This window comes from Actinoallomurus vinaceus, assembly GCF_039542055.1.
In the GTDB taxonomy this organism is placed as follows: Bacteria; Actinomycetota; Actinomycetes; order Streptosporangiales; family Streptosporangiaceae; genus Actinoallomurus; species Actinoallomurus vinaceus.
This window is the reverse complement of the sequence record NZ_BAABHK010000006.1, coordinates 194,780-216,330: the sequence shown is the minus strand read 5'-3', so window position 1 is coordinate 216,330 and position 21,551 is coordinate 194,780. Positions and strand designations below refer to the sequence as shown.

The 21,551-nt window shown below is 71.7% G+C and carries 20 protein-coding genes and 1 tRNA gene; 10 read left to right on the top strand and 11 right to left on the bottom strand.

Annotated elements, in window-relative coordinates; genetic code table 11:
* Positions 1-39 precede the first annotated feature (39 nt).
* Positions 40-2,169 carry a PIG-L family deacetylase gene (locus ABEA24_RS22665; protein WP_345432985.1) on the top strand — a complete coding sequence of 710 codons (2,130 nt, stop codon included), beginning with the start codon at positions 40-42 and terminating at the stop codon, positions 2,167-2,169.
* A 65-nt stretch (positions 2,170-2,234) separates the two neighbouring features.
* A tRNA-Val gene (locus ABEA24_RS22660) sits at positions 2,235-2,307 on the top strand.
* A gap of 433 nt (positions 2,308-2,740) precedes the next feature.
* Here the strand turns inward: ABEA24_RS22660 and ABEA24_RS22655 are convergent.
* From ABEA24_RS22655 to ABEA24_RS22640, 4 genes are all read right to left on the bottom strand, one after another.
* Positions 2,741-3,190 (bottom strand): DUF2871 domain-containing protein, encoded by a 450-nt coding sequence (locus ABEA24_RS22655; RefSeq protein ID WP_345432984.1) that lies wholly within the window; start codon positions 3,188-3,190, stop codon positions 2,741-2,743.
* Between the two features lie 290 nt (positions 3,191-3,480).
* The gene (locus ABEA24_RS22650) at positions 3,481-4,791 is read right to left on the bottom strand and encodes an FAD-binding oxidoreductase (protein ID WP_345432983.1); all 1,311 of its coding nucleotides are present in this window, start codon (positions 4,789-4,791) and stop codon (positions 3,481-3,483) included.
* 71 nt (positions 4,792-4,862) lie between these two features.
* Entirely contained in the window at positions 4,863-5,291 is a 429-nt protein-coding gene (locus tag ABEA24_RS22645; protein WP_345432982.1) for a DUF4267 domain-containing protein, read from the bottom strand.
* A gap of 36 nt (positions 5,292-5,327) precedes the next feature.
* Positions 5,328-5,966 carry a hemerythrin domain-containing protein gene (locus ABEA24_RS22640; RefSeq protein ID WP_345432981.1) on the bottom strand — a complete coding sequence of 213 codons (639 nt, stop codon included), beginning with the start codon at positions 5,964-5,966 and terminating at the stop codon, positions 5,328-5,330.
* Positions 5,967-6,067: 101 nt separating this feature from the next.
* On the opposite strand from ABEA24_RS22640, the gene ABEA24_RS22635 reads away from it, so the two are divergent.
* The 6 genes from ABEA24_RS22635 to ABEA24_RS22610 all read left to right on the top strand — a co-directional run bounded on the left by ABEA24_RS22635 (position 6,068) and on the right by ABEA24_RS22610 (position 13,253).
* On the top strand, positions 6,068-9,280 hold the full coding sequence (locus tag ABEA24_RS22635) for an ATP-binding protein (protein WP_345432980.1): 3,213 nt from the start codon (positions 6,068-6,070) through the stop codon (positions 9,278-9,280).
* Between the two features lie 149 nt (positions 9,281-9,429).
* Positions 9,430-9,900 (top strand): Clp protease N-terminal domain-containing protein, encoded by a 471-nt coding sequence (locus tag ABEA24_RS22630; protein ID WP_345432979.1) that lies wholly within the window; start codon positions 9,430-9,432, stop codon positions 9,898-9,900.
* Entirely contained in the window at positions 9,897-10,721 is an 825-nt protein-coding gene (locus ABEA24_RS22625) for an ABC transporter ATP-binding protein (RefSeq protein WP_345432978.1), read from the top strand. Before ABEA24_RS22630 ends, ABEA24_RS22625 begins: the two co-directional genes overlap by 4 nt.
* Positions 10,718-11,230, top strand: a complete 513-nt coding sequence (locus ABEA24_RS22620; protein ID WP_345432977.1) for an ABC transporter permease — start codon at positions 10,718-10,720, stop codon at positions 11,228-11,230. The genes ABEA24_RS22625 and ABEA24_RS22620 overlap by 4 nt, the downstream gene beginning before the upstream one ends.
* Positions 11,231-11,486: 256 nt before the next feature.
* Complete coding sequence (locus ABEA24_RS22615; RefSeq protein WP_345432976.1) at positions 11,487-12,395, top strand: hypothetical protein; 909 nt, start codon at positions 11,487-11,489, stop codon at positions 12,393-12,395.
* A gap of 72 nt (positions 12,396-12,467) precedes the next feature.
* On the top strand, positions 12,468-13,253 hold the full coding sequence (locus ABEA24_RS22610; protein WP_345432975.1) for a hypothetical protein: 786 nt from the start codon (positions 12,468-12,470) through the stop codon (positions 13,251-13,253).
* On the opposite strand, the gene ABEA24_RS22605 is transcribed toward ABEA24_RS22610, so the two are convergent.
* Entirely contained in the window at positions 13,239-14,294 is a 1,056-nt protein-coding gene (locus ABEA24_RS22605; RefSeq protein WP_345432974.1) for a glycoside hydrolase family 113 protein, read from the bottom strand. The genes ABEA24_RS22610 and ABEA24_RS22605 overlap by 15 nt on opposite strands.
* Before the next feature lie 94 nt (positions 14,295-14,388).
* Between ABEA24_RS22605 and ABEA24_RS22600 the strand changes: the two genes are divergently transcribed.
* Entirely contained in the window at positions 14,389-15,012 is a 624-nt protein-coding gene (locus tag ABEA24_RS22600) for a TetR/AcrR family transcriptional regulator (protein ID WP_345432973.1), read from the top strand.
* 48 nt (positions 15,013-15,060) lie between these two features.
* Here ABEA24_RS22600 and ABEA24_RS22595 read toward each other — a convergent pair whose 3' ends face one another.
* Both ABEA24_RS22595 and ABEA24_RS22590 read right to left on the bottom strand, forming a co-directional pair.
* Positions 15,061-15,762, bottom strand: coding sequence for a helix-turn-helix transcriptional regulator (locus ABEA24_RS22595; RefSeq protein WP_345432972.1), 702 nt, complete (start codon positions 15,760-15,762; stop codon positions 15,061-15,063).
* A gap of 160 nt (positions 15,763-15,922) precedes the next feature.
* Complete coding sequence (locus ABEA24_RS22590) at positions 15,923-16,834, bottom strand: glutaminase (protein ID WP_345432971.1); 912 nt, start codon at positions 16,832-16,834, stop codon at positions 15,923-15,925.
* 173 nt (positions 16,835-17,007) lie between these two features.
* Here ABEA24_RS22590 and ABEA24_RS22585 point away from each other — a divergent pair, with 173 nt between their 5' ends.
* Complete coding sequence (locus tag ABEA24_RS22585) at positions 17,008-17,400, top strand: hypothetical protein (RefSeq protein ID WP_345432970.1); 393 nt, start codon at positions 17,008-17,010, stop codon at positions 17,398-17,400.
* Here the strand turns inward: ABEA24_RS22585 and ABEA24_RS22580 are convergent.
* From ABEA24_RS22580 to ABEA24_RS22565, 4 genes are all read right to left on the bottom strand, one after another.
* Positions 17,388-18,398: a cation diffusion facilitator family transporter gene (locus tag ABEA24_RS22580; protein WP_345432969.1), complete on the bottom strand. Its 1,011-nt coding sequence runs from the start codon at positions 18,396-18,398 to the stop codon at positions 17,388-17,390. The two genes, ABEA24_RS22585 and ABEA24_RS22580, sit on opposite strands and share 13 nt — an antisense overlap.
* A gap of 40 nt (positions 18,399-18,438) precedes the next feature.
* Positions 18,439-19,062 (bottom strand): ACT domain-containing protein, encoded by a 624-nt coding sequence (locus ABEA24_RS22575; RefSeq protein WP_345432968.1) that lies wholly within the window; start codon positions 19,060-19,062, stop codon positions 18,439-18,441.
* A 294-nt stretch (positions 19,063-19,356) separates the two neighbouring features.
* Positions 19,357-20,772, bottom strand: coding sequence for a sensor histidine kinase (locus tag ABEA24_RS22570; protein ID WP_345432967.1), 1,416 nt, complete (start codon positions 20,770-20,772; stop codon positions 19,357-19,359).
* Positions 20,765-21,442: a response regulator transcription factor gene (locus tag ABEA24_RS22565; RefSeq protein ID WP_345432966.1), complete on the bottom strand. Its 678-nt coding sequence runs from the start codon at positions 21,440-21,442 to the stop codon at positions 20,765-20,767. Before ABEA24_RS22565 ends, ABEA24_RS22570 begins: the two co-directional genes overlap by 8 nt.
* Between the last annotated feature and the right edge of the window lie 109 nt (positions 21,443-21,551).

The window sequence follows — 21,551 nt, the reverse complement described above, 5'->3', positions numbered from 1 at the left end:
CTCCTGCGGCGGGTGTCCGCAGGGCGACGGGGAGCGAGCGTGGCGGGTAGCCCTGCGCGGGCGATCGCGGGTCTGGCCGCGGCGGCGACATGTGTCGGTCTTCTCGGGATCGCGAGTCCGGTACGGGCCGCGCAGGAGCGAACGCTCGCTGCGCCGGCCGGGTTCGTCCAGATCGTCGCCCACCCGGACGACGACCTTCTGTTCATGTCCCCGGACCTCACGCAGGACATCCGGCGAGGCGAAGGCGTCACGACGGTCGTGCTGACCGCGGGTGAGGGACACGCCGGGATCAAGGACCATCACGACCCTCACGTGTACGTCGCGCAACGCCGCCAGGGACTGCACGCGGCGTACGCCGCCATGGCCGGGGTCCGGGACGGCTGGCGAGTGGAGACCGTACGCTCCGGCCGGCTGAAGGTCGAGGTGCACACGCTCACCGCGCGCCCCGACATCCATCTGGCGTTCCTCAGCCTGCCCGACGGCCGCGACCCCCGCCCCCGCATCGGCAGGCGGGCGATCGCCCAGCTCCAGGCGGACCACCGCTCGGCCAAGTGCGCGGCGACCGTGACACCGAAGCACTCGCCGTACGCCCACTGTTACACCCACGCCGACGTCGTCCGCGCGCTGGTCGCCCTGTTCCAGCGGTACCGCCCCACGGTGGTACGGACGCAGGACCCCGCTCCAGACCGGCGGTACACCGCCGACCACACCGACCACGTCGCGGCGGCCAAGTTCGCCGCCGAGGCGGTGCACTCGTACGGGCGGCCCGTCGTCCAGGTCGACTACCGCGACTACAACCTCAGCGACACCCCGGTGAACCTCGGCAAGGCCGACAGCAGGGCCAAGCAGCGCTACTTCGCCGACTACCGGGCCTATGACTACCGGATCAACTCCGAGGCCAAGAACTTCGCCTCGTGGCAGGTGCGCATGCGCTACCGCTGGCCGCGAGGAGCCTCCTGGACGACCCGCGCGGGCAACGGACGACTCCAGGCCTTCGCCGTCCTGTCCGGCCGCCTTTACACGTGGTGGCAGACCCCCACCGGGTGGGCCGGTCCGGCGTCACTCGGCGGCAGCGGCCTCGACGCGTCGCTCACCACCGCCGACGGCCAGGTCTTCGCCCACAGGGGCGGCGCGCTCGTCGCCGTCCGGCCCCGGTACGCCGGCGGACGGTGGACGGCCACTTGGACCCCCCTGGGCGCCGCGACCGGCGCCCCCCTCGCCGTGTCCGGCAGGAACGGCGGCACCGCCGTGTTCGTCCGCAACGCCAAAGGCGGCGTCAGCGTGAAGTGCCAGGCGGCGACCGGCTCCTGGACGAAATCCTGGCAGGAACTGCGCGGCCCGGCTGCCAAGGCCGTCCGGAGGCGCGCCGTGGCACCCTCCTCCCCCACGCCCCGCACGACGGCCCCGACCACCCGGCCGAGCAGTGCGTCGCCCTCGGCGACCCCGAGCGCCTCGCCGTCCCGGCACCCCCGGCACCTCCTGCCGTCGCTGCCACTGCCCGGCACGGGCACCCCGGCGACCGGCGGCACGCCGTCCCCGACACCGTCCCGGCCGACACCGGGTACCCCGGGAACGAGCGCCCCCGCCTCACCGGCTCCCACGACCACCGCCCCTTCCGGCGGCCCGACGACCGCGCCTCCGGCGGCACCCGCGCGTAAGCGCACCCGGACGATCCCGCCCGGCCGCGACATCCAGGACGGCATGGACGCCGTCGGCGGCAACGCCGGAATCGAGCTCTTCGCCCCGACCCGTACGCAGTTGCTCCAGTGGCGGCAGGGCCCAGGATGCACCTTCGTGTACGCCGGCGCGGTCCCCGGCGTACGGCCGGGCGGCCCCGTCACCGCGACCCGCGACGCCGGCGGCAACCCGACCCTCGTGTACGAGCAGGGCGGTTCGACGGCGATCCGCCAGGTGAAGGAGACCGGCCGCAGGTGGAGCGACCCCGCGACCCCACTGCGGGCGGTCTTCCACGAGGTCGGCGAGGCCCCGGTCCCCACCGGCAGCCGCGTCCCCCCGCCCGCCCTCCCCTTCCCCGCGATCGGCGTCCCCATGGTCGCCACCGACGGCAACGGACAGGTGTTCGCCCTCGCCCTCACCGAGGACGGCCGCCTGTACGTCTCCTCGCGCGGCGCCGGTGACATCTACGGTGCCTGGCGGCCGGTCGCCTGATTTCGTTTCGCAGGTAGGGGGAAGATCCCGGTAGGCTGTGGCCGGTCGCCGGTTCCTCCGGCAGCGGGCGCATAGCTCAGTGGTTAGAGCACTGGTCTTACAAACCAGGAGTCGCTGGTTCGAATCCAGCTGTGCCCACGAGGCGGCTTCGCCTACTCGTCGAGCTTTGCTCGCCTTCGCGGAGGCCCGCGATTCCGCCCGGGGGGCCAAGCCCCCCGGACCCCCGCGATTGATGGTTGCTGTCGCCGACATGTCAGATGGTTGCTGTCGCCGACATGTCAGATGGTTGCTGTCGCCGACATGCCATCGGTGGCCTGGCAGTGCCGGTCGGCGCGGAATATACGCGGAATGATCTTGTCGCTTCCCGGTACCCGGCTTGGGAGCGGTTCTTGACGCGGGCGGTGGCCGACGTGCCGCGCGGCCACGTGCGAACCCCCGATCGTTGCTCTACTCCCCCGACCACAGCGCCCTGGCCGTGCGGGCCTGTGCGACGTACGAGACCCTCATGGCGCACGGGCTCGGCGGCGGCCGCCGCGCAACGATCGCCCGCCGGTGTTTCGTGTCCGCGCGTTCAGTGATCGGTTGTCTGTGGCTGTGTGTCGAGATCGGTGGTCGCGGGGGCCTTGGCGATGCATTTGCCCAGGTTGATGAAGAAGAAGATCAGGCCGACGGTGAGTGTGATGTGGCCGATTCCGGCGATGGCGGCTGCTGCTTCGGGGGTGTGGTGGCCGAGGACCGTCTGTGTGCCGCGGACGGTCATGACGGCGACGGTGATAGCGAGGCCGGCGTTGTAGGTCCAGAAGAACGCGTTGAAGAGTCTGCCGGCCGTCAGGGTGAACAGCTTCTCCAGCGCCAGGGCGATCAGGAAGAAGAGCATGCCGAGGGCGAGCACGTGGGTGTGGACGAGTCCGAGCTGGGAGTCGCCGGTGAAATCGTTCAGCTTGGTGATCTCGCGGTAGTAGAGGCCGCTGACCAGCCCGACGATCATGTAGGTGTGGGCAGCGTAGTAGAGCTTCTTCACAAGTGGTCCTCAGGGTTCCGGCCTGGTCACGACCCGGCCGGCGGGTGGTCAGGATCTGGCGGAGGTCCAGGCTGCGCTGGACCGGAAATGGGTGGCAGACGATCTCGAGGTCGCAAACCCCGGCAGGCCAGCCCCGTGACCAGTCAATTCAGGTTGGCAACCCTCATGGTGCGAGTCCTTCCTGTGTGGGTGTTGCCCTTCACAGTGCTCGCGGCGACATCTGTCACGCGGGTTCGGTGCGGCCTCGCCGCCCCGGTGGGCGGAGGGGCCGTGACCTGCTGGGAACCGATCTATCCGAGCACCGGGTAGTTCGCGCGGAACACGTTGTGCGGGTCACGGGCCCGCTTGATCTCCCGCAGCCGCGCGAGCGCGCTGCCGGAGAAGGACTTTGCCGCCGTGTCACCGGGGGACAGCAGGGTGTACGGCTTGCGGCCGCTGATGTGGGCCTCCAGGTCGGCCACGACCTCGGCCTGCTTGGCGCGCGTCGCATCGGCCGCGTGCGGCAGGCCGAGGCCCAGCAGGCCGAGCAGGTACGGCTCAGCCACCGCGCCGCTCGCACCGGCCCCGTCGCCCGGCTCGGCGAGCGCCCCGCCCAGGTGCCTGATCTGCACGTTGATGAGCGGTTCGACCGGCTTGGCCAGCAGGAGCTCCACCGCGTCCGCGTCCAGTCCGGTGAGCAGCTCCGCACGAGCGATGGATGGGGCCGGATCGGTCGGCTCGGCGGTGATGTCACCCAGGTCGGCAACCGGGACGACGCCGCGGCTGTCGGAGATCGCGCCCTCGATCTTGTCGATGCGCACCAGCAGGTCCTCCCCCTGAGCCGCCTCACCCAGGTAGGCCAGATCCAGCGTCACCATCGGCGGCGCGCCGGGTGGCTGGAGCCGGTTGATCCAGACACTGAGTTCACGCGGCGCCTCGGCGGTGATCTCCAGGAACGCGTCGTACACCTCCCTGGTCCGGTGCTCCGGCCAGATCACGCGCCCGCCGTACAGGACTGGCACGGGATACAGCTCGAGTTCGAGGGCGGTCACCACCGCGACGTCCCCGCCACCGCCGCGCAGCGCCCAGAACAGCTCGGGATCGGACTCGGCGGTCACCCGGCCCGGCTCGCCATCGGCGTCCACGATGTCGATAGCCCGCACGCTGTCGGAGGCGAAGCCGTACTTGCGGCTGAACCAGCCGACCCCGCCGCCCAGGGTGTAGCCGGTCACGCTGACCCCCGGCGCGCTGCCGGACAGGCCGGTCAGACCCAGCGGACCGGCCGCCGCCAGCAACTGCCCCCACTTCACGCCCGCGCCCACCCGGACCACGCGCTCCTCCGCGCGTACCTCCACCTCGTTCAGCAGGCCGGTACGCAACAGGATCAGGCCTTCCACATCACCCGAGGCGCCATGCCCGCTCGGCTGCGCGGTCACCGTCATACCCGCCCGCCGTGCGTAACGCACGAGCGCCGCCACGTCATCGGCATCCGCGGCCTCCGCCACGGCCGCCACCGGCTGCCTGACGGTCAGATTCCACGCGGTGGCCGCCTGTTCAAAGCCGTCGTCATCGGGCAGGAGCACGCGCCCCTTGAGGACACCGCGCAGATCGTTGATCGTCATCGTCGTCTTCCTTTTTCGAGTTCTCAGAAAATGCGAAGGAACACCGTTCGCCCCTTCGGGGCGTGCAGACGTCAGGCGGGCTGCGCGGCGGGCGCCGGGGCGGCGGCCTCTTGGGCCTTGCGGGCCTTGCCGGTCTCGCGGAGGATCAGCAGGCCAGTGACCGCGATCAGCGCCGAGGTCAGGCCGTGGATGCCGAACGCGGCGGCCATGGAGCCGTGGTGGGCCAGGACATTGATCATGTCGCCGAACGGGGCGACGGCCACCATCAGCAGGACCCAGCCCAGGGCGCGGCGGTGGCCCGTCACCAGCAGGGCGCCCATGGCCAGGCCCATCGCGATTTCACGGCTGCCCTTCACGATAGGGAAGCCGCTGTCGCCAGAGGGCCAGTTCGGCAGGCCCGGGAAGGACGTCTCAAGGGGCAGGACGAAGGACAACCCGAGGTAGAGGGTGAACAGGACGACGGCGGTGGCCAGGACGGTGTTGAGCTTCTTCAGCGACATGGGTCCTTCTCCTCTGATGTTCAGACTGGGCAGGGTTCAGCCGCGGACACGGCGGATGTGGCGGGCGTAGCGGGGGCGGCCGATCACGTGCCAGATGACGCGGACCGGGGTGGGGAGGCCGCGCAGGACGATGGCGCGCTCGGCCGGGTTCGCGTCTTCCAGGACGGCGCCGAAGAGCGTGAGCAGGGTGAGCTTGGGAGTGTTGTTCACCAGGTGGTCGCCCAGGGAGGCCCACTCCTGCTGGGTGATGTGCTTGGCCGCGAGCGGGAGGAGGGTGGCCTCCTCGTCGTCGAGGTGTTCCAGCAGGACCGCGCGGTGCTCGGCGAGGGCGGCCACGAGGGTGTCGCGTTCGTCGGCGCCCGCGGTGGCCTCCCAGGCGGGGACCGCGGCGTCCAGCCTGGTCAGGGTGCCCGCGATGCGTTCGTGCTGGGTCTCCATGCGCAGGACGATGTCGGCCTCCAGGTCCACCCGGGAAAGGAGCGGCGGCCACAGCAGCTCGTCCTCGCCCTCGTGATGGTTGTGCAGGCCCAGCCGGTAGACGCGGAAGTGGTCGGCGATCACCTGGGCGCGAGCGGTGTCACCCGGGGCGACGGCCGCGACGAGCTCCACCAGCAGCCGTGACTCACGGCGGAGCACGCGGTGGACGATCTCCATGTCCTGGGTGTTGACGCCCATCTGTTCCTGCCCTTCATCGGTTGCGACGTGTTCAGGCTGCTCCCGGGTGTTTGGAGGGGACTTGGAGCCGACTTGGAACGTCCACGTACGATGTGCGGATCATGGTCTTCATCCGGGTGCTGGGCGCGTTCGCGACCGAGGTGAACGGTGAGACCGTCCACCTCGGCGGGCCTCGGCAGCGGGGCGTGCTGGCGTTGCTGGTGGCGGCGCGCGGGCAGGTCGTGCCCGTCGACCGGATGATCGAGGATCTGTGGCGCGGGGAGCCGCCCGCGCGGGCGCTGATGTCCTTGCAGGCGTATGTGTCCAACCTGCGCCGGCTGCTGGAGCCCGGACGTCCGCCGCGCACGCCGGCCCGGCTGCTGGTGAGCGCGGCGCCCGGCTATGCGCTGCGGCTGCCGCCGGAGTCGGTGGACGCGTGGCGGTTCGAGGACCTGCTCGACCAGGCCCGTACGGTCACCGACCCGCGCGCCGCCCGGGCTCGGCTCGCCGAGGCGTTGGGGCTGTGGCAGGGACCGGCGTTCGCCGAGGTCGCCGACGAGCCGTGGGCCGCCGCCGAGACGGCCCGACTGAACGAGCTGCGCCTGGTCGCCACCGAACTGCACGTCGCGGCGGGTCTGCGAATCGGCGACCCCGCCGCGGTGGTCCCCGAGGCCGAGCGGCTCACCCGCGACGAGCCCCTCCGCGAGGAAGGCTGGCGGCTGCACGCCCTGGCCCTGTGGAGCAGCGGCCGCCAAGCCGACGCGCTGGCGACGCTCCGCCGCGCCCGCGGCCTCCTCGCCGAGGAGCTCGGGCTCGACCCCGGCCCGGACCTGACGGCGTTGGAGGAGGCGATCCTCACCCAGCGCACGGACGTCATGCGCGCGACCGTGCCCCCGCCACCGCCGACCGCACCGCTGCCGCGGCCCGCTCCGATCATCGAGGCGCCGTTCGTCGGACGCGAGGCACAGCTGTCGGCACTGGTCACGGCCGCCGCCGAGGCCGCCACCGACGGAGCCCGCATCGCCCTTGTCACCGGCGAGGCCGGGCTCGGCAAGTCGACGCTGCTGGAACACCTCGGCAGGCGGCTCGAACGCGACGGGTGGCTGGTCGCCGTCGGCCGCTGCCCCGAGGTCGACAGCGCGCCGCCCGCGTGGGCCTGGACTGAGGCGCTGAGAGCCGTCGCCGCGACCACGTCCCCGGGCGAGTTCGCGGACGACCTCGCGCCGCTGCTCACCGACACCGAGCCGGTGAACGCCGACGCCACCGCGGGACGGTTCCGGCTGCGCCAAGCCGTATGGAGGTGGCTCGCGGCGGTCGCCACGGAACGCCCGGTCGCCGTCGTGCTGGACGACCTGCACTGGGCGGACGCCGCCACGCTGGAGCTGCTGGGCGGCGGCCTCGGCCTGCGGGCCCCGATCCTGGTCGTCGCCGCGTACCGCGCGGACGAGAGCGGGCACCTCACCGAAACGCTGGCCTCCCTCGCGCGCGCCACGCCCCTCCGCCTAGCGCTGCCGGGGCTGAACGACGAGGCCGTCGCGGAGCTCGTACGGACCGAATGCGAGGCCGACGAGGAGACCATCGCAGGGATCGCCGAGCGCACCGGCGGCAACCCGTTCTACGTGCGCGAAAGCGCCCGGCTGCTGAACGGCGAAGGCGCGCTGGTCGCCCTCTCCGAGGTCCCCGAAGGCGTACGGGACGTCCTCCGCCGCCGGCTCGCGCGCCTGCCCGAAGGCGGCGTGTCCGTCCTCCGGCTCGCCGCGGTCGCAGGCCGGGAAAGCTCAGTAGACGTCCTCGTAAAGGCCGCCGACACCGACGAGGACGGCGTGATGGACGCGCTGGACGCGGGCGTCATCGCCGGGCTCCTCGACGAGCCCGGCCCAGGCCTCATCCGCTTCGTCCACGCCCTCGTCAGGGACACGCTCGTCGCCGACCTCAGCCGCCTCCGCACAGCCCGCATGCACACCCGGATCGCCGCCGCTCTTGAAGGCACCGACGACATCGCGGCACTGGCCCACCACTACGCACGCGCCGGCTCACCGAAGGCCGTCGGCTATTGCGTCCAGGCCGCCGAGCTTGCCGAGGCCCGCTACGCCCACGACGTGGCGGCCGACCTCCTCACCGACGCCGTCACCAACTCGACCGGACCGGACGAACGCGTCGAATTGCTCGGCAGGCTGCTGCGCGCGCAGATCCGGGCGGGAGCCGTCGGAGCCGCCCGCGAGACACGCCGTGAAGCCGTGGAGTACGCAGAGTCCCTGGGCCGCGACGACCTGATGATCGCCGCATTCACCGCGTGGACAGAGCCGACCCCCTGGCAGGCCCGCACGTACGGCACGGTGGACCGGCCCATCGTCGACCGCCTGAGCCGCCTGCTGAAGCGTGAACTGACCCCTTCGGTGCGGTCCCGGCTCCTGACGGCGTACGCGCACGAACTGGTCGGCGAGGACGACCCGACCGTTCTGGAGGCGGCGCAGGAGGCGCTCGACCTCGCCACCGAACCCCGGCTGCGGGCCGCGGCACTCGAGATCCTGGCCGAAGTCCACGGCGACGCCCAGTTCTGCCGGGAGCTCGTGGAGATCGGCACCGAGCACGACCTGCCGGTCTACCGCGTCACCGGGCTGCTCAACCATGCCACCGTCGCCGCCGCCGCCAACGACCCGGTGACCATGCACCAGGTGACCACCGAGGCCCTGGAACTCGCGCGCACCTACCGAATGCGCGAGGCGATCGCCGTCACCGAGATCACGCTGGCGGCCCTGGCGCTCATCGAAGGCCGATTCGCCGACGCCGAACTCCTCTACATCAAGGCCGACGAGGGCATGCGGCGCGCCGGATCGGTGCACACGGGCTTTCTCCAACTCGCCCTGGCGACGATCTGGCTGAACGACGGCACGCTCGGTGCGCACCTGGACGACGTTCGCGCCCTCCACGCCGCGCTCGGCCCCATGACCTCCGACCTGCTCGCGCTCGCCCTCCACGCCAACGGCCTGGACGCCGAAGCCCGCGAGGTCAGCGCGTCACCCAGCCCGATCCGCCCCGACTTCTTCTTCACCTTCCTCACAACGTTGCGCGCGATGGCCATCGTCGCCTTGAACGACCGCGCCGCCGCCGAGGAGATCTACACGACGCTGCTTCCGCACCGCAACGACCCCCCGGCGGGCGCGACGAGCCTGGCGGTGGCGCTGCGCCCGGTCGCCCACACCCTCGGCGAACTGGCCGCCCTCCTCGGCCGCGACCACGAGGCCGCCGCCCACTTCACCCAGGCCGCCACCATCGCCGACCAATGGAACGCACCCCACTGGGCCGCCGAGGCCCGGTTGCGAACGACCACCTAGCCTCTGCCGCGATTGATGGTTGCCGTCGCTGACACGGCGTGCCATCGGTGGTCTGGCGGTGCCGGCGGGCGCGGAATAGACGCCAGTACGCATCGGCGGCACGCCAGACGGCTCATCGCCGCCGGTGTCGACCTGCCCAGGAGACGCTGATGTCGCACGAATTCGGGATGTACATCCACTCGGTCATGGAGCGGGCCGCACACGAAGCCCAAGAGGCCGGATCCGCCACGATCGAGGCCGAGCATCTGCTGCTCGCGATCGCCGCCGAGCACGAGAGCACCACGCAGCGGCTCCTCGACGAGGCCGGACTTGACCACCCGGCGATCAGCGACGCGCTGGAGCAGGAGTTGAAGCACAGCCTGAGCACGGCCGGCGTGACCGTGGGCGACCTTCCGAGGCCGAGCCGCTCGCCCAAGCGCCCCTCGCGGATCGGCGCCACCGGCAAGCTCGTCCTCGACCGCGGCATGGCCACGGTCGCTTCCAAGAAGGACCTGCGGCCCGCGCACCTCCTGCTGGGCGTCCTGCAGCTCAACGTCGGCACCGTGCCGCGCGCGCTCGCCCTCGCCGGTGTCGACCAGGCCGACCTCGCGGAACGCGTACGACAGGTGGTGAGCCGATGAAAGCCGTCACCGTCGATGGGCTCCGCATGCGGTACGGCGCCAACGACGTTCTGAACGACGTGACGTTCCAGGTCGACAGCGGCAAGGTGCTGGCCCTGCTCGGCCCCAACGGTGCGGGCAAGACCACCACGATCGAGATCCTCGAAGGGTTCCGGCGGCGGTCGGCCGGCAGGGTGAGCGTGCTCGGCGTCGACCCGGCGCACGGCGACGAGCGCTGGCGGGCCCGGATCGGCATCGTCCTGCAGTCCTGGCGCGACCACGCCAAATGGCGCGTACGGGAACTCCTCACGCACCAGGGCTCGTACTATGCCGGGCTCGCGTGGGACATCGACGACCTGCTCGCCGCGGTCGGCCTGACCGAGCACGCGGACAAGCAGCTCAGGATGCTCTCCGGCGGGCAGCGGCGCCGGCTGGACGTCGTGATCGGCCTGGTCGGGCGGCCCGAGATGCTGTTCCTCGACGAACCCACCGCCGGGTTCGACCCGGAGGCCCGCCGAGACTTCCACGAGCTGATCCACGGCATCACCGGCGAGACGACGATCATGCTCACCACCCACGACCTGCCCGAGGCGGAGAAACTCGCCGACCGCATCCTGATCCTGAGCGAGGGCCGGATCGTCGCCGACGGCACCGCCGAGGAACTCGCGGGCGAGGACGTCGTGCGCTGGACCCTCGACGGGCGGCGTCACGAGCGATCGACGCAGGACTCGACGCGGTTCGTGTTCGACCTGTTCAAGCGGTACGGCGACGCCGTCTCCGGCCTCGAGGTACGCCCGGCATCGCTCGAGGACACCTATCTCACTCTGGTGGAGAACGCATGACCCCGGCACTCCGTGCGGGCCTCTCCCGCGGCCTGATCGAACTCCGTCAGTCCTTCAGCGGCTCCGATCTGATCGCGCAGGTCTTCTGGCCCGCGGTGACGCTCGTGGCCGTCTTCTTCCTGCGGAACCACGAATTCAACGGCGTCAAGCTCGGCCCGCTCATCCTGCCGAGCGTCCTGGGGATGTTCGTCGCGTTCGGCATGCTCCTGGTGATGCAGTACCTCACCGCGGAGCGCGAGGACGGCACCCTCCTGCGCGCGAAGGCCACGCCGTACGGCATCCGCGCATACTTCACCGGCAAGCTCGTCACCGTCTCCGGGACCGTCCTGGCGTACCTCGCGATCCTCCTCATCCCCGGACTCTTCCTCGTCCACGGGATGAAATTCCCTGACCCGACGCTGGTCGGGGTACTGATCCTGGGGTTCGTGGCGACCCAGTCCATTGGCGCCGCGCTCGGCTCGCTGATCTCCAGTCCCCGCGCGGGCCGGCGCGCGTTCGGCGCCGCCTGACTCACTCCGCTCCCGGAAGCCGGCCACCCGGGTCGGCGATGTCCACGGCATCGGCCATCGCCCGATATCCGGCATGGAGTAGCCGGGCAGGGCGTCGACCGTGCCCGAAGCCGCCGCCTCCCAGGCGCCGACCCAGCCGTAATCCGTCGCGGGGGCCCGGCCGATGCCAGCCCGTGCGTCGGCCGAGCCGGCGGGGATGAGGGCGACCGCCGTCGCCAGTGCCGTCGCGAGGAGCGGGCCTGCTATTACTGGCCGGATGAGTGATCTGGAATGGAAGATCAGACCTTTCTCGGGCATCAGTGGGTTCGGGCTGGACGTCCGCTTCGGCGCGCGGCGCGACGAGGTCGGCGCCGGTTTCGCCGAGCGGTTCGGCGACGAGCTCGGCGAGGTCCGGCTCTTCCGCAAGGCTTCCTGGGACGTCGGGGTCTGCGAGCACTACGTGCAGGGGGACCTCATCGTCTTCTTCGACGATCAGGATCGGCTGCACTACATTGAATCGGGCTCCGTCGCACCTGTCCTTTTCGACGGGATCGCGCTGACCGGCCGCCCGTACGACGACGTCGTGGCGGACCTGACCGCCCGCGGACACCGCGTGGTGGGCACCGACGTGGGGCACGCGGTGCCCGAGGCCGGCTTCGCCCTGACCGAGGGCGGAGAGGACGAGGTCGACTCGGTGGGAGTGTTCCCCGGAGACCCCGTGAGCGAGCCCGGCATGTCCGACGAACCCGAGGTCGAGCCCGTACAGGAGCACCGGCTGGTCTCCGGCCAGGGCACCGAGATGGTACGGCTCGGGCAGTCGCGTCAGGAGCTTCGGGCCCTGCTGGGTCCGGCGCTGCAGAGCGTTCCTCCCTACGGGGGTGCGGCGCAGGACTGGTACTTCGACCACGGCCTGATCCTCACCTTCGACGAGGCCTCCCGGCTCACCACGATCGTGATCAGCTATGTGGGCGTCGAGGGCACCGCCTGGTTCCAGGACGTGCAGCTCCTCGGCCGCGGCTATGCCGAGGTGACCGCCGACCTCGCGGCGCGAGGCGTCCGGGTGGAGCCGGAGGCGCTCGGCGGACGGGTGCCCGAACACGGCTTCTCCCTGTCGTTGGTGGGCCTGCAGAATCCGGCCATGCCGATCGCCGCCGTCGTCTTCAGCGCGGATCGGCCGAGTCGCTGAGAGCGGCCGCCCGGCCTTCGGCGACAGGGGCGCGGCCGTGGCCTGGTTCGGGCGGATGGATGCTGTCACCATGTGACCTGCTCGGCGTGGATACAGATCATCGCGGAGGAGCGGTTGCCCGGTCTGGCGGAGCTGGCGTACAGCACGGTCGGTGGCGTCGCCGGAGCGGCGGCGACGAGCTATCTGACCAGGCATCATGAGCGGCGGCAGCTACGTGCCGGCGTCATGGAAGGGCTGCACACGATCGCGGCGGTGACCGCCGGGGTCCACGACGTCGAGATCGGCTGGGCACCGGTCCATCGGGCGGTGGGCGGGCGCTCGCACCTGACGAGCGGACTCGGCCTGAGAGCGACGCTCGACGGCGGCGTCGACGCCGAGCTCGCGCTCCGCGAGGCGTTCGCCGGGTTCGGCGTGGCGGCGCTGGCCGCCGGTATCCCGCGCCGCGTCATGGACTTCGCCGCCGGTTCCCATGAACGCGCCTTCGAGTGCGAGGTGATCAGGATCATCGACCGCCGTGTCGGCGGCGTGCTGGGAGACTCGGTCGATGAGCTGATGCGTGTCGCCGAGGAGTACCGGCGGGCGGCGACCGGGCTGTTGCTCCACACCCTGTGGCATCCCTGGCGGGCACGGTTGAACACCCGTGCCCGCATCCGCGCCCTCCGTACCGATGTGGCGGCGCTCCACGAACTCCAGGAGACCGCGAGGGCACGCCTGGTCGAAGCGGACCACGTCGCGCTGCTCTTCGCGCGTCTCGACCCGGGCGAGCGGCGCTGGGAGACCTGGAAGATCTCCCCGGATGGAGGGACGGCCGCGCCGCCGGCCCCGTCCACGGAGCCGGATCCATCATCCAGCAGATGACCGGTACCCGTGGCCGGGAGCCGTCCTGGCGCCGTAGTGCTCGGCGAGTGCGGTGAACGCGAGCTTGGGCTCCCACGGCAGGTCGGGGTAGGTCCGGCCGAGACGGTCCTCGAAGACCTGCACGACGCCGTACGAGGCCAGGTCCAGGTCCCGTCGAGGGTCGCTCCGGTGCGGCAGGTGGTACGACGCGAAGGTGCACACCAACGCGGTGTCCACGCCTTCGGCTTCGAAGATCTCCAGCAGATCGCGCAGGCAGGCGGCCTGTTCGGACTCATCGCGGACGTAGTCGCCGTCGAGGCGGACCGGGGTGGCGCCGTCCCATTCGACGATGTCCCCGCCCTGTGCGCCCTTGTCGGCCGCGCCCCGATAGGCGGTGCAGCCGAACTCGGTGATCGCGACCGGCTTTCCCCCTGCGACGAGCGCGCGGACGCCCTCGCGGAACCGGCCCGCGACCTCGAGCGTGCGATAGAGGTCGACCGACACGATGTCGAACGGCGTCCAGTCGACGCGCTCGAACGGGATGGAGGCGTAGGTGACCTTGCCGCCGAACCGTCGGCGGACCACGTCCACCGCCCGGCCGAGGAAGTCGTTGACGCGCTCGGGGAGCGCCGCGAGCATCTCCCGCCGCTTCGCGTCCGGTGCGGTCAGCAGGGCGTCGATCCGGTCGGTGCAGACGTCGCCGGGCAGGAAGCCCTTGGTGAAGAGGCTAAGCTCCGCGCCGGTGACGAACACGATCTCGGCGCCGCGCCGGCGGAGCCGCTCGGCACGTTCGGCGCAGTCGGCGAGGAGGTCGAGCAGCTCGCCGGTGGTCAGGTCGCAGGTGAACGGCGAGAACCAGACCTCCAGCCCGAGATCGGCGGCGTGAGTGGCGGCGATCTCGAGCCGCTCCGGGTCGCCGCCCGTGACGCGGACGGTGTCGCAGTGCAGGTCGTGGCGGATGACGCTCATCTCACGCCACACGACCTCGGGGTCGAAGGATTCGCGGGTGCTCACCCCCAGGTTGATGAACCCGGTGTCGTAGCCGATGCCGTAGCGCCGCATTGGTGCATCCTTCCGTGCGGGGGCTTTTAGGGTACGTACCGTACCTTAATATCCCACGCTAAGGTACGGGTGGTACCGGGACGGAGAGGAACGCATGACCGGCGACCCCACACGCCCAGCGGCATCCGGCCCATCGAGGCGGCGCGGCGCAGTCCTGGAAGAGGCCATCCTGCGCGCGGCGGCCGACGAACTCCTCGAGTCCGGCTATCCCGGACTGACCATGGACCGGGTCGCCAAGCGGGCGGGGACCAACAAGAACGCCATCTACCGCCGCTGGCCGAACCGCGCGGCGCTCGGCGTCGCCGCGTACCGCCGGCTGGTCACGGCCCGGACACAGCCCCCCGACACCGGCGAGTTGCGCGAAGACGCGCTGACACTGCTCCGCCGCATCAACTGCGACCTGTCCTCACCCGAGGGCGAGATCCTCCGCAGCCTGCTGTCGAGCGTCGGCGATGAGCCGGAACTGCTGGCGGAGCTGCAGGAACAGGCCGGAGACGGCGGCTCGGCCGCCTGGCTCACGATTCTCGAGCGCGCCGTGGCGCGCGGTGAGGCGCCCCCCGAGGCCATCCACCCGCGGGTCGCCACCGCGGCCCTCACCCTGCTGCGCAACGAATACGTCACCCGGGGACTCGGTAGCGTTCCCGACAGCGTCCTCGTCGAGATCGTCGACGAGGTCTATCTCCCCCTGATCCGCGGGCGCGGCCCGGCGGAAGGCTGACCTCGGGACACCGGCGCTCGGCGAACACCTCCTCGGCGTGCGTGCCGGTCAGTCGAGTCGGAGGGCGCCTGCCATGAGGTCGGCGATCCGGGGATCCGCGTGGGAGTAGTCGCGGGGCGGCGCGATCTCGTCCAGCAGCGCGGCCTGCCGGATGCGGTCGATCCGGAAGATCCGCGGAGCGTCGCGGAGCCGGCACCAGCCGATCAGATGCCAGTCGCGCGCGCCGGCGACGAACGCGACCGGCTCCACCTCGCGGCGCGTCTCCGTGCCGCCGCGGCCGGCGTAGACCAGCCGTACGACCTTGCGGGTGGCGACCGCCTCCTCGACGACGGCCGCGACGGGCACCGCAGACGTGCCGTCGGCGGGTATCAGGCCGCGGATGCTCGCGGCGAGCCGGCGGTCCTCCGCACCGTCCGCCGCCGACATGGCCGCCACGATCTTCAGCAGGGCGGTACGGCCAGAGTGGGCGAAGGGGGACGCGCCGTCGCGGCCCACGGCCGTCGCGAGCGCGACGGCCTCGGCCGGGGAGAGCACGACCGGCGGCAGCGTCCCGACCGTGTCGAAGAAGTAGCCGTCTCCCGTCGCGTCAGGCTTGATCGGGGCACCGGCCTCGCGCAGCTCCTCGATGTCCCGCTCGATGGTCGGGGCGTCGACGTCGAAGCGCCGGGCGAGTTCGCGGAGGCCGTACGGCCGGGGTGCGCACGCACGGAGCTCGTCGACGAGGGCGAACAAGCGGTCCGTACGGGTCACGAACCGACCGTAGATCACGAGTCCGGCATTTCAAGCTGACGCGCCGGTTGGGTCACGGTATCGCCAAAGTTCCACCTGGATCGGCACCCGTCGCGGCGCGACCGTTCTCCGCGTACGCCTGCCGGCCGCCGGGCGCCGACGGTCTCCGCGCTCCGTACCGTCAGAACACCGACCAGCCGGTCAAGGTCGTGAAACGGTCGAGGGCCGCGACACCGGCCACCGAGTTGCCGTGCGCGTCGAGTCCGGGGCTCCACACGCACACGGCGCAGCGGCCGGGGACGATCGCGAGGATGCCGCCGCCCACGCCACTCTTGCCGGGCAGGCCGACGCGGTAGGCGAAATCGCCGGCCGCGTCGTACGTGCCGCAGGTGAGCATGACCGCGTTGACCCGCTTCGCCTCACTGCCGGTCAGCAGCCGCGAACCGTCGTTGCGCACTCCGCGCCGTGCCAGGAAGCCGCCGGCCAGCGCGAGGTCGCGGCAGCTCATCGCGACGGCGCACTGGCGGAAGTAGTGCTCGAGGACGACCGGGACGGGGTTCTCGAGGTTCCCGTAGCTCGCCATGAAGTGCGCAAGGGCGGCGTTCCGGTCCCCGTGGGCCGCCTCGGAGTCGGCGACGTCCCGGTCGGCGGTGATCGCCGGGTTCCCGCTCTCGGCCCGGAGGAACTCCAGGACGGCCGTGCCGGCGTCGCCGGTCAGGGTCTGCAGGCGGTCCGTGACGACGATGGCGCCGGCGTTGATGAAGGGGTTGCGGGGCACGCCGTTCTCGTATTCGAGCTGGACCAGGGAGTTGAACGGGTTCCCGGACGGCTCCCGGCCGACGCGCCGCCAGAGGTGTTCGCCGTCGCGGGCGAGGGTGAGCGCGAGACTGAACGTCTTCGAGATGGACTGGATGGAGAACGGGACCTCCCAGTCCCCGACGCCGTGGACCTCGCCGTCGACGTCGGCGACGGCGATCCCGAACCGATCCTCTCGCATCGTGGCGAGCGCCGGGATGTACCGGCTGACCTGTCCTTGGCCGACCAGCGGTCGTACCTGCGCGGCGATCTCGTGCAGGAGGGCGTCGTAATCCATGGCCCGATTGTCCTGGTACGTCGCCGTACGACCGTCTCCGAGGTCGGGTTTGTGGACCCCGGGAGCACAGTGCTCACCGGGTTTGGGAGCAGGCCCAAAAGCGGCCCCGGTGGCGGTGCTGCGGAACGTACCGGAATGATCGGAGCGTCCCCCGAGAGAAGAGGTGAAGGACGTTGCTCGCGGTATCGACGGACACGATCCGTGTCTTCCTGCATGTTCTGGCGGCGACGGTCTGGGTCGGCGGCCAGCTGACCCTGGGTGCGCTGGTGCCCGCCCTGCGCGGATACGAGGGTGTGACCAAGGTCGCGGCGCGCCGTTTCAACATGGTCGCCTGGCCGGCGTTCGCGGTCCTCGTCCTCACCGGCGTGTGGAACATCGTGGCCCTCGACCACCCGAGCGACGCCTACCGGATGACGCTCAACGTCAAGATGGTCTTCGTGGTGCTGTCCGGGGTGGCGGCGTTCCTGCACATGCGCGCGACCTCCAAGCGCGGGCTGGCGATCTGGGGCGCGCTGGGCGCGCTCGGTGCCCTCGTCGCGCTGTTCTTCGGCGTTCAGCTCGGCTGACCAGGGCGATCGCCTGCCGTCCAGTAGGACGGCGGGCGGCCGTACCGCGCGATGACCCGCTCGCGAAGGGCGGGATCGTCGCGCGGCACGGGCTCCAGGAAGACCTCGAAGATGTCCGGGTGTGCGGTGTGGAGCTCCTCGCTCAGGCGTACGCACGCGCGCTCGACGTCGGCGGCGCCGAGGTCGTCGCGGAAGTCCAGCCGGGCGCAGACGAGCACCTGACCCGTGCCGACGGTCATGGTCATCAGGTCGACCAGCGCCTCGATCTCGGGCGCGGCCAGGAGGATGCGCCGGACGCCGCGCAGGATCACCGGCTGGGCCTGCCGGCCGATGAGCAGGTCGAGGTTGGTCCGGCCGAGGAGGAAGGCGGCCACGGTCAGCACGACGCCGATGAGCAAAGAGGCCACGCCGTCCCAGACGGCGGAACCGGTGAGCTGGTGCAGGCCGAGACCGGCGGCGGCGAGGACGAGGCCGATCAGGGCCGCCGAGTCCTCGAAGAGCACCGACTTGGTGGTCGGGTCGTCGGTGGTGCGCAGGAACGCCAGGAGCGACTGCGCGTTCTCGCGGGCGTTCTCCCGGGTCTGCCGGAACGCCTGCCGCCAGGAGATGCTCTCGAGCACCGCGGACACGGCGAGGACGAGGTAGCCGACGAGGGCGTCCTTCTCCCCGCCCTCCCCGCCCATCAGCGCCTCCGCGCCCTGCACGAAGGCGAACAGCGCGCCCATGCCGAAGATGCACACGGCGACGAGCAGCGACCAGATGTAGCGCTCGGTACCGTGCCCGAACGGGTGCCGCCGGTCGGCCGGCCGCGCGCTGCGGCGCAGCGCGGTGAGCAGCAGCACCTCGTTCGTCGTGTCGGCGAACGAGTGCCCGGCCTCGGACGCCATCGACGCCGACCCGGTGATCACCGCGGCGACCGTCTTGGCCAGCGCGATGCCGAGATTGGCGGCGAGCGCGAGGACGACGGTCAGCCGACTCTCTTGTTGTTCCTCAGCCACGTGTTCAGGGTGTCACGTTCGTCGCGTAACCGGCGGTTCGTCACACCGCCGTTCCCACGCCCAGGACGGCCTCGGCGGCGGTGGCCAGCTGGATGAGCCGTTCGATCTCGGTCTGGTGGAACGGCGGCGCGGCCACGCGGGCGAGCAGCAGCGTCTGCCCGGAACGCCCGACCGGGATGAACGCGTAGCGGACTCCGTCCTCGCCCGTGAACGCCCGCGCGCCGGACGCGGGGACGGCCGGCAGCGTGAGCGGGTCGGGCGCCTGCCAGCTCGCGTGCACGACCAGCCCGTCCCGGCCCAGCATCGCGGCCCAGTCGCCCCCGAAGATCTTGGGTACGGCCTCGACCAGGGCGACCACCCCGTTCGGCGGGTTGGCGGCTATCTGGCCGACCACCTCGACGTCGGCGAAGACGCCGGGCGCCTCATGGGTCTGCCAGACGCCGTCGACCTCGACGCCGCGCACGGAGGCCAGGGCATCGCAGAGGACGTCCAGCGACGCGCTCTGCGGCCACGAGACGGTGATGTCGTCGACCGCCCGGCCTGCGGAACGTTCCAACACGACGACCTGCACGATGTCGGCGCCCGCGGCGCCCAGAGTCCGGGCGACGGTACCGAGCGATCCCGGCCGGTCGGGCAGCCTGAGTCGTACGCGCAAAAGCGGCATACCGCTCACCTCCTGGACAAACAGGGTGCCATAGCGACATTTCAAATATGTTGCTGGCCCGTGTCGGCCCCGGTACGAGGCCGGACGCCAGCGCGACGAGGGCCCGCCACCAGGCCCTGTCGTACGGGACCTGCGCCAACACGGGCGCGCCGCCGTGCCGGCACCGCCGGGCCCCCGAAGTCCGGCCTTCTCTGAGGGTGGCTCCGCCGACAAGGGCACACCGCCAGGCCGGCGGGTTCAGGCCCTGTCTGACCGCGGCGCCGCCGACAAGAGCACACCGCCGGGCCGGCGGGTTCAGGCCTCGCCGGGCGGCGGCTTGGCCGACGGAAGGCGTACGACGGCGCGAAGACCAGGGGATGCGTCCTCCAGGTGGGCGTCGCCGCCGTGGGCGCGGGCGGTCTCGCGGACGATGGCCAGGCCGAGGCCGGCGCCGCCCTCGTCACGGCTCCGTCCCTCGTCCAGGCGCGTGAACCGGGCGAAGACACGTTCCCTGTCGGTCGGCGGGATTCCGGGGCCGTCGTCGCGCACCGACAGTTCCGCCCATTCGCCGGACCGCGACACGCCGACCCGTACGCCGGCGGCCGCGTGCCGCAGGGCGTTGTCGACGAGGTTGTCGAGCAGGCGTGTGAGGCCCTTGCCGTCGCCCCGCACGATCACGGGCTCACCGGCGTCCACGGTGACGGGGACCCGGGCCGCCGGGTGGCGCTCCCCCACCGCCCGGGCCAGCGCGGACAGGTCGACCGGCTCGCGCGCCACCGTACGGGCCTCGTGCTCGTCGAGCCGGGCGAGGACCAGCAGGTCGTCGGCGAGCCGGGAGAGCCGCAGCGTGTCGGCGAGCACGCCCGCCGCCGTCTCCGGCCAGGGCTGACTGTCCGGATGGTCCAGCGCGACCTCCAACTGGGCCCGGATGCTGGCGAGCGGGCTGCGCAGCTCATGCGCGGTGTCGGAGACCAGCGCCCGCTGGCGGGCCTCGGCCTGTTCGAGCCGGTGCAGCATGTCGTTGAGGGTGACCGCGAGGTCGTGTACCTCGTCCCGCGCCTCGGGCACGGGAAGCCGGCGGGAGCGGGCCGTGCCGCTGATCTCCTCCGCGCCGCGCCGCAACTCGGTGATCGGACGCAGCGCTCCGCCGATCACCAGCCACCCTGCCGCGCCGAGGAGCGCCAAGAGGATCGGCACGCCGACGACCAGCGTACGGGCGACGATCTCCAAGCCGTGGTGGACCTGCTCGAACGACGTCGCGGCGATCACCGTCTGACCGTCGCGGGCGGGAACCGCGACGACACGCAGCACGTCGGGCATCCCGTACCCGCGTCCGTCGAGGAACCGCGCGCGTCCGTCGCGACGCGCGGCCGCCATGCCGCGGGCGTCGAGGAGCGGCACGAGGCGGTCGGCGCCCGGCGAGGCCGCGCGGATCCGGCCGGTGGCGTCGACGACCTGGATCGTCATCGTCCCGCCGGTCGTCAGAATCGGATCGGGTAGCCGGTTCGCGTCGATGAGGGCGACGACGTCCGAGGCGCTGCGCCGGGCAGAGTCGTCCAGTGTCGAGATCATGGAGTGGCCCACCGCGAAGGCGAACAGGCGCGCCAGCCCCACGAGCGTCAGCGCCAGGACGACGGCGGACGTCAGCGCCAGCCGCGCGCGGATCCCGCGCCTGCGCCACCACCCCCGCAGCCCGCCTGCCGGGAGGCCCGGCCCCGCGGGGTCAGCCACCGTCGCCGGCCAGCAGGTAGCCCGCTCCGCGTACGGTCCGCAGAGCGGATCGCCCGAACGGCGCGTCGATCTTGCGGCGGAGGTAGCCCACGTAGACCTCGACGGTGTTCAGGTCGGTGCCGTCGTAGTCCTCCCACACGTGTTCGAGGAGCTCGCCCTTGGAGATCGCCTCGTCGGGGCGCCGGATGAGGTACTCCAGCAGCGCGAACTCCCGAGGCGTCAGGTCGATCTCCGTGTCGCCGCGGAAGACCTGGCGCCGCGCCGGGTCGAGGCGGAGATCCCCGGCGGTGAGGACCGACGGCCGCCGGGTGGGGCCGCGGCGCAGCAGCGCCCGCAGCCGCGCGGCGAGCACGACATAGGAGAACGGCTTGGTGAGGTAGTCGTCCGCGCCGAGATCCAGGCCGTCGGCCTGGTCGTACTCCCCGTCCTTGGCGGACAGGATGAGGATCGGCACCCAGTTCTGCTCCTGACGCAGCCGCTCGCACACGCGGTAGCCGGACAGCCCGGGCAGCATGATGTCGAGCACGACCGCGTCGTAGCCGCCCTCCCGCGCCAGGTGGAGACCGTCGACGCCGTCATGCGCCAGGTCGACGGCGAACCCCTCCGCCTGCAGCCCGCGCCGCAGCGCGTCGGCCATCCGCCGTTCGTCCTCGACCACGAGAACCCGCACCCGCGCCCTCCTTCCGTACCGTCTGCGCCCAGGATGGCGGGGTCCGGCCCACCCGTGCGTCGTACGCGGGGATGAATCGGAAATCCCACCCGAGGCGTACGGAACTCTC

Excerpts from the sequence above, each read along its gene's own strand:
- ABEA24_RS22650 (WP_345432983.1), bottom strand. The coding sequence starts at position 4,791 with ATGACGATCAACGATCTGCGCGGTGTCCTCAAGGGGCGCGTGCTCCTG.
- ABEA24_RS22645 (WP_345432982.1), bottom strand. The coding sequence starts at position 5,291 with ATGTCGCTGAAGAAGCTCAACACCGTCCTGGCCACCGCCGTCGTCCTG.
- ABEA24_RS22640 (WP_345432981.1), bottom strand. The coding sequence starts at position 5,966 with ATGGGCGTCAACACCCAGGACATGGAGATCGTCCACCGCGTGCTCCGC.
- ABEA24_RS22635 (WP_345432980.1), top strand. The coding sequence starts at position 6,068 with ATGGTCTTCATCCGGGTGCTGGGCGCGTTCGCGACCGAGGTGAACGGT.
- ABEA24_RS22630 (WP_345432979.1), top strand. The coding sequence starts at position 9,430 with ATGTCGCACGAATTCGGGATGTACATCCACTCGGTCATGGAGCGGGCC.
- ABEA24_RS22625 (WP_345432978.1), top strand. The coding sequence starts at position 9,897 with ATGAAAGCCGTCACCGTCGATGGGCTCCGCATGCGGTACGGCGCCAAC.
- ABEA24_RS22620 (WP_345432977.1), top strand. The coding sequence starts at position 10,718 with ATGACCCCGGCACTCCGTGCGGGCCTCTCCCGCGGCCTGATCGAACTC.
- ABEA24_RS22615 (WP_345432976.1), top strand. The coding sequence starts at position 11,487 with ATGAGTGATCTGGAATGGAAGATCAGACCTTTCTCGGGCATCAGTGGG.
- ABEA24_RS22605 (WP_345432974.1), bottom strand. The coding sequence starts at position 14,294 with ATGCGGCGCTACGGCATCGGCTACGACACCGGGTTCATCAACCTGGGG.
- ABEA24_RS22600 (WP_345432973.1), top strand. The coding sequence starts at position 14,389 with ATGACCGGCGACCCCACACGCCCAGCGGCATCCGGCCCATCGAGGCGG.
- ABEA24_RS22590 (WP_345432971.1), bottom strand. The coding sequence starts at position 16,834 with ATGGATTACGACGCCCTCCTGCACGAGATCGCCGCGCAGGTACGACCG.
- ABEA24_RS22575 (WP_345432968.1), bottom strand. The coding sequence starts at position 19,062 with ATGCCGCTTTTGCGCGTACGACTCAGGCTGCCCGACCGGCCGGGATCG.